Source organism: Colwellia sp. 6_MG-2023 (assembly GCF_030547765.1).
Classification (GTDB): Bacteria; Pseudomonadota; Gammaproteobacteria; order Enterobacterales; family Alteromonadaceae; genus Colwellia.
This window is the reverse complement of record NZ_JAUOPP010000005.1, coordinates 1-12,770: the sequence shown is the minus strand read 5'-3', so window position 1 is coordinate 12,770 and position 12,770 is coordinate 1. Positions and strand designations below refer to the sequence as shown.

General features: G+C 37.1%; 11 protein-coding genes. All 11 read right to left on the bottom strand.

All coding sequences use genetic code 11. The annotated features are described in order from the left end of the window. Positions 1 to 5: 5 nt before the first annotated feature. Positions 6 to 2,183, bottom strand: coding sequence for a carboxy terminal-processing peptidase (gene prc, locus Q4503_RS04535; RefSeq protein ID WP_303601500.1), 2,178 nt, complete (start codon positions 2,181 to 2,183; stop codon positions 6 to 8). Positions 2,184 to 2,250: 67 nt separating this feature from the next. Beyond that, on the bottom strand, positions 2,251 to 2,916 hold the full coding sequence (proQ, locus tag Q4503_RS04530) for an RNA chaperone ProQ (protein ID WP_303601499.1): 666 nt from the start codon (positions 2,914 to 2,916) through the stop codon (positions 2,251 to 2,253). Positions 2,917 to 2,955: 39 nt separating this feature from the next. Beyond that, the gene (locus tag Q4503_RS04525; protein WP_215971530.1) at positions 2,956 to 3,246 is read right to left on the bottom strand and encodes a hypothetical protein; all 291 of its coding nucleotides are present in this window, start codon (positions 3,244 to 3,246) and stop codon (positions 2,956 to 2,958) included. Then, the gene (locus tag Q4503_RS04520; protein WP_215971531.1) at positions 3,243 to 3,767 is read right to left on the bottom strand and encodes a GAF domain-containing protein; all 525 of its coding nucleotides are present in this window, start codon (positions 3,765 to 3,767) and stop codon (positions 3,243 to 3,245) included. Before Q4503_RS04520 ends, Q4503_RS04525 begins: the two co-directional genes overlap by 4 nt. A 70-nt stretch (positions 3,768 to 3,837) precedes the next feature. Further along, positions 3,838 to 4,641 (bottom strand): SIMPL domain-containing protein, encoded by an 804-nt coding sequence (locus tag Q4503_RS04515; RefSeq protein WP_303601498.1) that lies wholly within the window; start codon positions 4,639 to 4,641, stop codon positions 3,838 to 3,840. Between the two features lie 67 nt (positions 4,642 to 4,708). Then, positions 4,709 to 5,389 (bottom strand): DUF2057 family protein, encoded by a 681-nt coding sequence (locus tag Q4503_RS04510; protein ID WP_215971533.1) that lies wholly within the window; start codon positions 5,387 to 5,389, stop codon positions 4,709 to 4,711. A gap of 103 nt (positions 5,390 to 5,492) precedes the next feature. Next, positions 5,493 to 6,671 carry a 2-methylaconitate cis-trans isomerase PrpF gene (prpF, locus tag Q4503_RS04505; protein WP_303601497.1) on the bottom strand — a complete coding sequence of 393 codons (1,179 nt, stop codon included), beginning with the start codon at positions 6,669 to 6,671 and terminating at the stop codon, positions 5,493 to 5,495. Positions 6,672 to 6,877: 206 nt separating this feature from the next. After that, positions 6,878 to 9,481 (bottom strand): Fe/S-dependent 2-methylisocitrate dehydratase AcnD, encoded by a 2,604-nt coding sequence (acnD, locus tag Q4503_RS04500; protein ID WP_303601496.1) that lies wholly within the window; start codon positions 9,479 to 9,481, stop codon positions 6,878 to 6,880. A gap of 167 nt (positions 9,482 to 9,648) precedes the next feature. Continuing rightward, positions 9,649 to 10,773: a 2-methylcitrate synthase gene (prpC, locus tag Q4503_RS04495; protein WP_303601495.1), complete on the bottom strand. Its 1,125-nt coding sequence runs from the start codon at positions 10,771 to 10,773 to the stop codon at positions 9,649 to 9,651. Between the two features lie 76 nt (positions 10,774 to 10,849). After that, complete coding sequence (prpB, locus tag Q4503_RS04490; protein ID WP_215971537.1) at positions 10,850 to 11,755, bottom strand: methylisocitrate lyase; 906 nt, start codon at positions 11,753 to 11,755, stop codon at positions 10,850 to 10,852. A 10-nt stretch (positions 11,756 to 11,765) separates the two neighbouring features. Beyond that, positions 11,766 to 12,470: a GntR family transcriptional regulator gene (locus Q4503_RS04485; RefSeq protein ID WP_303601494.1), complete on the bottom strand. Its 705-nt coding sequence runs from the start codon at positions 12,468 to 12,470 to the stop codon at positions 11,766 to 11,768. Positions 12,471 to 12,770 lie beyond the last annotated feature (300 nt).

Sequence of the window (12,770 nt, the reverse complement as noted above, 5' to 3'; positions counted from 1 at the left end):
CTTTTCTAGTTTTTAGCTACTTTACCTAAATTGACAAAGTCAAAGGTAATACGTGCTGTTTCATCAAGAAAGGGATCTAGCTCATCCAATTCATCAGGTAAATCATCCAAGTCTTTAACAGGCTCTTTACCCATTTTAACTAGTCGTTCATTATTTCTAATAAGTCGGTTGTTCTTACGTTCTTCACGTTTATTTTTACGTTTTTCTAAATTCAACGAAATTGTTTTATCATCTTTTTCTGCTTTATACGTTTCGATATCTTCAAGTAAATAGTTGAACTCACTATTGTTCTTAATTCTCTCTTTGTATAAAGAGGTTAAATAAGTGACCTCTTTCGTCACATCATGTAATTTAGAATATTGTGCTCTATCAATTTGATCCCATGGTAGTGCATTTTCTTCTTTACTTTCGCCCCACTCTTCAGGGTTTACTGCCGTAGGAAAAGCAATATCAGGTAAAACGCCTCTGTGCTGTGTGCTACCACCATTAATTCGATAAAATTTTGCGATAGTGTATTGAATACTGCCTAATGGATTTTCATATAAGTCATATACACGGCCTAAACCACGATGCTGTTGTACAGTACCTTTGCCAAAAGTATGTTCGCCGACAATCACGCCACGGCCATAATCTTGTATAGCAGCAGCAAAAATTTCAGAAGCAGATGCACTATATCTATCAACCATTACAGTAAGTGGTCCATCATAATAGCTAATTCCATCTTTATCACGATGAACATCAACACGGTTAGCACCATTTCTTATTTGAACAACAGGCCCTTTATCAATGAATAATCCTGTTAATAATGTTGCTTCAGGTAAAGAGCCACCACCATTACCACGTAAATCAATAATAATACCTTGTACTTCTTGCTCTTTTAACTTCTCTAATTCTTTTTTTACGTCGCTAGATAAATTGTTATAGAAGCTTGGAATTGTAATTATCCCTAACTTTTCACCTTGTTTATCATGTTCAATTTGAGGAATAACTTTGCCTTTAACTTTGTCAGCTTCAGCATTGTCAATGTCATCACTTTCAACTTTCGCTTTTTCGATGCCACTACCTTTAAAATAAACTTCAGATTTAGCAGCTTTGTTTTCTAATTTGATTTTATCTCTAACAATAGTGACTTCTTTTACTTCTGATATATCATCAGACTCACCAGATAATACTTGTAGCCTAACAGTAGTCCCTTTAGGACCTTTAATTTTTTCAACGACATCATCTAAACGCCAACCGATAACATCTTCAAAATCTTTATCGGCTTGTGCTACGCCAACAATACGATCTTTGGGTTTTAAGGCTTTAGATGAATCGGCTGGGCCACCACTAACGACACTTTGAATAACAGTATAATCTTCTTCTGCACGTAAAACTGCACCAATACCTTCAAGTGATAAATTCATTTCCATTTGAAAGCGTTCAGCATTACGAGGAGATAAATATGAAGTATGTGGCTCTACAACACGAGCAAAGCTATTCATTAGGAGTTGAAAAACATCCTCACTTTCACTCTGTTTAATGCGTTTTATTGCATATTTATAACGTTTAGTGAGTACTTTTTGCGTATCTGGCCACTCTTTACCTGTAAGTAGCAGGTTTAATACATCAGACTTAACTTTGATTCGCCACAGCTCATCTAATTCAGCAATAGACTTAGGCCAAGCAGCGTCTTCACGATCATAAGCGTAAACATCATCTTTACTAAAATCAAAAGGTGACTTTTGAACTTCCTCATCGCCTGACTTAACAGTAGTTACTTCAGGATTAATTAAGTTTAGCGCATATTGGTAACGCTCTAAACGGCGCTGCATATTTAAATTATAAATATCGTAAGCCGCGCTTAATTGCCCTCGAGCAAAGACATCATCAAAATCTAAGCTCTGTTTTTGAAGTTTCTCAATATCAGAGGCTAAAAAAACATTTCTAGAATAATCTAGTTGTTTAATATAGCGATCGAAAACATCTTGAGAGAGGGTTTCATCAATTTTTACTTTCTTATAATGGCCTCGCGTAAACCTTGCCGTAATACGCTTAGTTGCGGTTACATGCTGAGATTCAGGCGCAAGTACCGGCAGTGTTAACTCTTTAGCTGTATCATCAAATGCAAAAGCACTATAGCTACTAATTGAAAAACTTACCGATAAAGATACGGCAAGTGCTATACGACAAAATTTTTGCATGCACATTACTCCAAACTATAATTAACCAAACTATGACTAATATTCAAACTAAATAACCAAAATTTGATTACGAATATATATTTTGCATTTGTGTTTTAATGGTCATGCCTGAGTCAAGTTGAACACTAATGTCTTTCCCTGCAATTTCAGTAATAGTTGCATTCATAGGTGAGTTACCTAATTGAACTTTTACTTTGTTACCTACTTTTATTGTGGCTGAATCCACTTTTTTCAATGGCGGTAACTCTTTTTTTACATCTTTACGTTTAGTCGATTTAACTGACTTAAATTTAGCTGAATCACGTTTTGTTTCATCAGAAGATTTATCATTACTTTTAGAGGTATTAGCTTTAGGAGCTCTTTTGTCACCTTGAGCTTTTTTACTAGATGCAGGTGTTTTACCAAATTTCTCTTGGCTTTCTTTTAATGTTTTGCTTGCATAATTTGCTTGCTCTTCATCAATTTCAGCAACATCTTTTCCATCAATATCAACACGGAAAGCACCGGTTTTTATCGCTTTAAGATAACGCCAACTACTTGTGTAATGTCTTAATGCTTGACGTAAACGAGTTTTACTAACCGTTTCATCATCACTTAGCTTTTCAGCTAAATCTTGGAATATCCCCACTTTTAAAGGTTTTACTGGGCCCTTAACAGAAAAACATTCTGGAAATTTTTCTGTTAAATAAGTAATGATATCTTTAGTGCTTATACGTTTAATTTCAGTTTCCATAAATACAACTTTTATACAGTTTCAGTTAAATAGTTTAAATTAATAATCTTGTGTTTGTAGGTGCTGGTCTCGATTCTCTAAGATATTACGACACCAATCATAAATATCATCGGATTCTACATCAGGTAATTCATCTTGCCCAATCCAGTTATCCCATATTAAAGCTAATAGCTGCTCTAATACTTCAGTCTCTATATCTTCTTCTGCTAAGTCATAGAATGTATGGTAAATTTCATTAATCTTTTCGACAACAAGTTCTTCTTGGCCGTCCCAGTCACCAACAATTTCTGCTGTAACTAGATAGTCATGTATAACTACAAATTCTTTCATCGTGTTACTTTTTCATCACTGGCTAATAAAGTTTGTTCAAATACCTTTACTATTGCTTCTAAACCTTTTTGGTCTTCTTCGTCAAAACGAGCAAAGCTGGTACTGTCAACGTCCAAAACCGCTATTATATCACCGTTAACCTGAACTGGAATAACAATTTCAGCATTCGTTGTTGCATCGCAAGCAATGTGACCATCAAATTGATGAACATCATTAACACGTTGCGTCATTTTTGTTTGGGCAGCAGTACCACAAACACCGGTTCCAATAGGAATTCGAATACAAGCGACTTTACCTTGAAAAGGGCCTAAAACAAGCTGTTCGTCAATAACACGGTAAAATCCAAGCCAATTAACTTGATCTAACGCATCAAAAAGAAGAGCAGATATATTTGCCATGTTGGCGATAGGGTCTATTTCATCAAAAATTAACGCTTCTGTTTGCGCTAATAACTCCTGATAAAATTCAATTTTATTAACCAATGATATTATCCAAAGATTTAAAGAGGGCTTAAAAGGCATAACATACCTTGAAAGCCACATAAATTAAAGCTTTTATCTAACGGAAACTTTAATTTAGCTAAATTATTAACTAATCTATGGAGTATTTCACCAAAACGCTCGCATTAATCGCTTGATTTCCTACTTGTGAACTATGTTGTTCAAAAGAATCACTCATTTTCATTGAAGCACTATAGACAGGTCTATAATGATTACTACTTGTCTCTTGAACATAAATCAACTTCCCTAACGATTGTTCTGTTTGTTTAGCAATTTGCATAGCTTTTGCTTTTGCTTGGTCAATCGCTATTGATAAAGCCTGTTGATAATATTTATCACTATTCCCAATTGACATACTCAAAGGTGATATTCGATGTACTCCAATTTTTATGATCGAATTTAGAAACTGGTCGTAATCTTTTATATCTGAGAAGTTAATGGTAATGTTTCTGCTTAACTCAAAATACTGAGGTTGCACAGTCGTCACATTATTAGACGAGTTAGTATCAATGGTTAATTTACTTTTTTGATGATTCGGTAACGTTTGTATAACTTCAACGCCCCGTAGATTGACTTCGGTCTCGTCTTTAATTACACGTAAAGAAACTCTGGCTGAATTTATATTCTCTGGTTTAATACCTAAATTTGTTGCAACATCGACCACTTGATTACTTTTATGATCAACAATGGCTCTAATTTTATCAGTGAAGTGCCCTTTTTCAATTATCGATACTGATAATGAAAACACGTCAGGTACGGCCAATACACTTCCTTGCCCTCTTACTTCAATCCCTGAGTTTTGTGTATTTGCTAGCACTTGTTGAGGTGACATACACACAAAAGTAACACCCATGACAAAGGCGCTAGTCCAAGGTTTAGTTAACAATTTTAACATTTTTTGTCCCTATGATTGCTAAATATTAATTTACACAATTTAGCCAAAATTAATTTTGATAGAAAAATCATTTCTTGCTTGTCATGTATTGCGTAAAATGATTTCGTTCTTCATTTGAAGCATTTTGCCACCAATATTTTAACATAGTCAATGCATCAACTTGTATCAAAGTGTTACCCGAGTCCTGTACGACAGTTACTTTATCGTTTAAAGAAGTACTCGATTGAGTAACAGCAACATTTTTTTCTAATGATGAGACTGTCTTTTTCTGCATAGTTTGTTTTGCAACATAGGTATTAACGGCTAAATTAACCTGCTGAGCCATTTTGTAATTTTCTAGTGTTTCTAATGTAATATTAATTCGTTTATTTTTTTCATCTTTTAATATCAATTCTGGCGATTGAGAAAATGATTCAGCTTGCGCTAGGTTTTTGATAGCAACGGTATCAAGATTGAGATTACTTTCTTCTTTAACAGCAAGCTTAACAACAAAATCTTTTGATTTAACCACTCTATTTTCAGCAAAATCCAAATCTTCAAATACATCTTTATAATGCATTATCAGCGCATAATTCCCGGAGTTAAGTTCAAAAGTAGACTTTTTACTGAGTAAGCCATGTTCCACGGCTTTATTATCAATTTCAGTAACAATAAGATTATCTGCTACAGTGAGTGTTGCTGCGGATAAAGTCATTGAAACCATTGATGTGAATAAAACACAACTGATAGTGTTAAGAAGCCTAGCCATAATAAAAGTCCTTAAATCATTAATATAAGTTCTGTTATAAACGGACTAGGCGTGAATGCAAAGCAATATTTTACGTAACTAGGCTAAAGTACTAGGGTTATAATTAAAAGCTATCGCTAGGAATACGTACCCAACCTTCCATAAGTACTCTTGCACTTCGACTCATAATTGCTTTTGTTACCTGCCATTGCCCGTCAATCTCTATTGCTTCAGCGCCAACCTTTAAAGTCCCTGAAGGATGACCAAAAACAACCGATTCACGTTTACCACCACCCGCAGCTAAATTAACGACCGTACCAGGAATAGCACCTGCAGTACCAATAGCAACAGCAGCAGTACCCATCATTGCGTGATGCAGTTTCCCCATCGATAAAGCACGAACGTGTAAATCTATTTCTGTTGCACTCACTTGTTTAGCACTTGAAGTTGTATAATCTTGTGCCTTTGCAACAAAGGCAATCTTTGGGGTATGTTGTCGATCTTTTGCTTCTGCAATATCGTTAATTAATCCCATTTTAATTGCGCCATACGCACGAATAGCTTCAAAACGCGCTAGTGCTACTTCATCATTGTTTATCGCCTCTTGTAATTCAGTACCGGTATAACCAATTTCATCCGCATTTAAAAAAATGGTCGGAATACCAGCTGTAATCAAAGATGCGGTAAATGTACCGACATCTGGAACGTCTAGCTGATCAATGACATTGCCCGTAGGAAACATTGCTTCAGAAGGGTCAACAGGCGCTAGGAATTCAACAGGCACTTCAGCTGCAGGAAAAGTAACACCATCAAGTTCAAAATCACCTGTTTCTTGTACTTCACCATTAATGATAGGCACTTTAGCAATAATGGTTTTTGAAATGTTTTTTTGCCAAATACGTACGGTACAAACGCCATTTTTTGGCACACGTTCAGGACTAACCAACCCTGACATAATCGCAAAGGAACCAACTGCCGCCGTTAAATTGCCACAATTACCAGACCAATCGACAAATGCTTTATCAATCGCAACTTGTCCAAACAAGTAATCAACATCATGATCAACTTGATCACTTTTTGCCAAAATTACTGTTTTACTAGTTGATGATGTTGCTCCCCCCATACCATCAGTTTGTTTGCCATATGGATCAGGGCTTCCAATAACACGTAACAACATATTATCACGCGCTTGACCTGCAACTTGGCAGCGCTCTGGTAAATCAGTTAAATTAAAAAAGACACCTTTGGACGTGCCACCACGAATATACGTAGCAGGAATTTTCACTTGAGGAACTGAAGACATTATTTTTTTCCTTTGCTATTTAGCTTATTTATTAAAAAATGGCACATGATCGGTGAGGAACAATGTGCCATTTTCATAAAACTCAACATATTGAATCTATTTAAAGTAAAACCTTAGTCTTCAATTTGGTTTTAGCCAAAAGCGACAGTGTTAAATTAATAAACATCCATAAACACTTCCAACCAATATAAAGACTAAAATATCATTTAAACATTTGACTCCAAAAAGTCATTGGCAAATTTCTGTAATACCCCACCTGCGGCATAAACCGACACTTCTTCTGCGGTATCTAAACGACATTTAACCGGTATATTAACAACTTCGCCATTACGACGTGTCATCACAACTGTCATGGTTGCGCCAGGCGCTGTTGAGCCCTCAACATCATAGGTTTCAGTACCATCAATACCATAAGTATGACGTGTTTCACCCTGAGTAAACTCTAAAGGTAATACCCCCATACCAACTAAGTTAGTACGATGTATACGCTCGAAGCCTTCAGAAACAATAACTTCAACACCCGCTAAGCGCACACCTTTTGCAGCCCAATCACGTGAAGAGCCTTGACCATAGTCAGCTCCTGCAATAATAATTAATGGCTGCTTGCGCTCCATGTAGGTTTCAATCGCTTCCCACATCCGTGATTCAGTGCCTTCTGGCTCAATACGAGCTAAAGAGCCTTGTTTTACTTCACCGTTATCATCTTTACACATTTCATTGTAAAGTTTTGGGTTAGCAAAAGTTGCACGTTGAGCCGTTAAATGATCGCCTCGATGCGTTGCGTATGAGTTAAAGTCTGCTTCAGGTAAGCCCATTTTATGTAAATACGCACCTGCGGCACTGTTTAACTGGATAGCATTTGATGGTGATAAATGATCCGTTGTGATGTTATCGCCAAGCACAGCTAGTGGTACCATACCTTTCATCGTACGCTTACCTGCTAATGCTCCTTCCCAATAAGGAGGACGACGAATATAAGTACTGGTTTCATCCCACGCATATAATGGACTTTCGGCAGGTTCAAACGCACCCAAATCAAACATAGGCGTGTAAATTTTCTTAAATTGCTCAGGTTTAACACAAGAAGCCACAATTGAATCAATTTCTTCATCTGATGGCCAGATATCTTTCAAAGTAATATCATTACCATTTTGATCTTGACCTAATACATCTCTTTCAATATCAAAACGAATTGTACCCGCAATCGCATAAGCAACTACTAATGGCGGTGATGCTAAAAAGGCTTGTTTAGCGTATGGATGAATACGGCCATCAAAGTTGCGATTACCTGATAATACAGCTGTTGCATATAAATCACGGTCAATAATTTCTTGTTGTATTTTAGGGTCTAAGGCCCCTGACATACCATTACAGGTAGTACAAGCGTAACCAACAATACCAAAACCTAATTTTTCCATTTCAGCAAGTAGTCCTGCTTCTTCTAAATAAAGCTTGGCAACTTTTGAACCTGGTGCAAATGACGATTTAACCCAAGGCTTACGTATTAAACCTAGTTCATTGGCACGTTTAGCGATCAAACCTGCAGCAACAACGTTGCGTGGATTAGAGGTATTTGTGCATGAAGTAATAGCCGCAATAATTACTGCCCCATCGGGCATTTCACCATTAGCTTCTTGCGCTTTACAAGCATCTAAGTTTTTAGCTATATCTTTCGACACTAAATCAGCCGTAGCTAAACGACGATGTGGATTAGAAGGTCCAGCTAAGTTGCGTGTGACTGTAGATAAATCAAATTCGATAACACGTGGATATTCGGCCTCAACTAAATCATCAGCCCATAAACCAGTATGTTTAGCGTAATTTTCAACTAATGCGACTTGCGCTGGTTCTCGACCAGTCATTTTTAAGTAATCAATGGTTTGTTCATCAATATAGAACATACCAGCTGATGCACCATATTCTGGTGTCATATTTGATATTGTTGCACGGTCACCAATAGTTAATAATTTAGTTCCCTCACCAAAAAATTCTAAGTAGCTAGAAACAACTTTCTGATTACGTAAAAATTCAGTAATTGCCAATACCATATCAGTCGCAGTAATACCTGGATGACGTTTACCTGTTAACTTAACACCAATAATATCCGGTAGACGCATCATCGATGGGCGGCCAAGCATAACAGTTTCAGCTTCTAAACCACCAACACCAATAGCAATAACACCTAAGGCATCAATATGCGGCGTATGCGAATCGGTACCTACACACGTATCAGGGAAAGCAACACCGTCACGGGATTGAATCACTGGTGACATTTTCTCTAAGTTAATTTGATGCATAATACCGTTGCCGGCAGGGATAACATCAACGTTTTTAAACGCTGTTTTAGTCCATTCAATAAAATGAAAACGTTGTTCGTTACGACGATCTTCAATTAACCGGTTTTTGTTAAAGGCTTCTGGATCAAAACCGGGTGATTCTACGGCAAGCGAGTGATCAACAATTAACTGTGTTGGTACAACTGGGTTTACCTTGGCAGGATCACCACCTTGCTCAGCAATAGCATCACGAAGACCTGCTAAGTCAACCAAAGCTGTTTGTCCTAGAATATCATGACACACTACTCGAGCAGGATACCAAGGAAAATCTAGATCTTGTTTACCTTCAATAATTTGTTTTAATGAATCGGTTAATGCTTCAGGATCACACCGACGTACTAGTTGTTCAGCTAATACACGCGATGTGTAAGGTAATTTAGCATAAGCGCCTGGTTTAATATTGTCGACAGCTTCACGAGTATCGAAAAAATCTATATTCTCACCAGGTAACGGTTTGCGGTAATCATAATTCATAACGTAGTCCACACAATGTTTAAATAAAGGCATCAACTTCAAGAGGTAATACCTTTTCATTATTTATTTTATAACTCTCTACTATTCTCTTAGGCTCAATAGATAACAAAATGCATAATTGACTTACGTATATTTATTAATTGAACTAAAGAACAGAGCACATTTAATTATCGTTGTGCAATTGGCACAACAGCACGTGGTTCAGAGCCAGTATAATCAGCGCTAGGACGAATTATACGGTTGTTCGAGCGCTGCTCCATAACATGCGCAGCCCAACCAGTTAAACGTGAACAAACAAAAATTGGTGTAAAGAGTTTTGTTGGAATCCCCATATAGTTATAAGTTGATGCGTGGAAAAAATCGGCATTACAAAACAGCTTTTTGGTGTCCCACATGAATTCTTCACAAGCGACAGAAATATCGTATAACGATGTATCTCCGTTTTCAGCCGCTAATTTTTCAGACCATGCTTTGATCACTGTATTACGAGGATCTGAGGTACGGTAAATTGCATGCCCAAAACCCATAATTTTTTCTTTACGTTCTAGCATACCCGCCATTTGTTCTTTGGCATCAGCTGGTGACTTAAATTTTTCAATCATGTCCATTGCCGCTTCGTTTGCACCACCGTGCAGTGGACCACGCAACGTACCAATTGCACCAGTAACACATGAAAACATATCTGATAAAGTTGACGCACAAACACGTGCAGTAAATGTTGACGCATTAAACTCATGCTCGGCATATAATATTAATGAAACGTCCATTACACGTTTATGCTGCTCTGATGGCTCCTCTTGGTTTAATAAACGTAAGAAATGCCCCCCTAATGATTCTTCATCAGTCATACAGTCAATTTCAATACCATCATGTGAGAACTTATACCAATAGCACATGATTGCAGGGAAAGCCGCTAATAAGCGATTTGCGGCCGTTTTTTGTTCAGAAAAGTCATTTTCAGGTTCAATGTTACCTAAAATAGAACACCCTGTACGCATAACATCCATAGGGTGAGCTTCTTTAGGAATCAGTTTTAATACTTCTTTCACTGCAACAGGTAAATCCCGCAATGCCTTTAATTCTGACTTATAAGTATCTAATTGTGTTTGGTTTGGTAACTCACCATTAAAAAGTAAATAAGCTACTTCTTCAAACGTTGAATTTTCAGCGAGATCAGCCACATCATAACCACAATATGTTAATCCACTACCTGATTTACCTACAGTACAAAGTTTAGTTTCGCCTGCGCTTTGTCCTCTAAGACCTGCACCACTTAATTTTTTTTCAGTCATCATCTCATCCTCAATTGTTTATGCGTCAATCAGTCTTAGTAGCTGATTATTTGATAGTCATTGCTTTTATTTATTATTATTTGTTTTTACCTTCGGAGAAAAGTGCATCTAACTTTTGCTCATAGTCGTGATAACCAAGGTAATCATATAAATCCATACGTGTTTGCATGTTATCTATTTCAGCTTTTTGATCACCATCAGCTAATAATGTTTTATAAACTGATTCAGCGGCTTTGTTCATGGCACGAAATGCTGATAATGGGTAAAGCACCATGCCACAACCCCATTCACCTAACTGTTCTTTGTTCCATAACTCCGTTTCACCAAACTCGGTAATGTTGGCGAGTACGGGTACATTTAGCGCTTCAGTAAAAGCACGATAATGTTCTTCTGTTTTCACTGCTTCAGCAAAAATACCATCGGCCCCTGCTGCCACATAAGCCTTTGCACGTTCAAGTGCCGCTTCAATGCCTTCTTGTGCAAACGCATCAGTACGCGCCATAATAAAAAAATCAGGATCAACACGCGCATCGACTGCTGCGCGAATACGATCAACCATTTCTTCAGTGGAAACAATTTCTTTATTTGGGCGATGGCCACAACGTTTTTGCGCAACTTGATCTTCTATATGCACTGCGGCAGCACCAGCTTTCTCCATATCACGTATAGTTTTGGCAATATTAAATGCTCCCCCCCACCCCGTATCTATATCAACTAATAACGGTAAAGAAGATGCACTAGTAATACGTGCTACATCAGCAACGACATCATTTAAAGAAGTCATTCCTAAATCAGGTAAACCATAGGAAGCATTAGCGACACCACCTCCTGATAAGTAAATAGCTTGATGGCCTAATTGCTCAGCCATCATTGCGCAATACGCATTGATAGTACCAACAACTTGAAGTGGTTTATTATTCATTAATGCTTGGCGAAATTTAGCGCCAGCAGACTTTGGTTTATCGAGTGAATGCTTAGTCATAATATTTCCTCTACTTATTTTCGTTAACTTCTAACAACGCTTGTTGCATTATTTTATTTTCAATATTTTTTCTTGATGCAGCAATGTGACGGCGCATTAACATTTCAGCTAACTCACCATCTCTATCGCTAATCGCTTGAATAATTTGATAATGTTCATTAAATGCACGGCTAGCTCTCGGGCTATTCATACCAAATTGACATCGATACATTCGAACTAAGTGATATAATTGTCCACAAATTAGATCAATTAATTGTTTATTATGACTGCCTAAAATCACTTTATAATGAAAGTCGAGGTCACCCTCTTCTTGATAATAAGCAACACCATCTTTCAACTCTTGCGTTTGACTATGCGCTTTAAGCATTTCTTTCATCTCGTCAATTTCTTGATCAGACATATTTGATGCAGCTTGGCGACAAGCCATTCCTTCAAGCGCTTCTCTGGTTATATAAAGTTCTAGTAACCCTTCAATAGTACAGCTAACTACTCTAGAGCCTACATTCGCTTTACGTTCGATTAAATGGCACTTCTCTAAACGATTTAACGCTTCACGTAAGGTCGAACGGCTTATTTGGTATCGTTTGGCTAATTCAGGTTCACTTATTTTACTACCAGCTGGAATCTCACCTTCAACAATAGCGTATTGCATCTGTTCAAATACTTTATCTGCTGTTGTTACTGCGGTAGTCTTTGTAGGGTTTATTAAATGCATATAAATTAAGTCTTAGTTATATTTTAAGATTGTCGACAAATTGAAGATTGGATAAGCATAATAGCTGATTAGGAATAAATTACAAGTAAACAAATTAATAATTGTCGACAATTTTATTTTATTTAAAATTTTTAAACGCAAAAAAGCCCACGCAATACTTAACTATTGCGTGGGCTTTCTATACTTTCTTCACTTTTTGTACACTTTATTTAAAAGTAAATAAAGTGGCATCCCTAAGGGGATTCGAACCCCTGTTACCGCCGTGAAAGGGCGGTGTCCTAGGCCTCTAGACGATAGGGA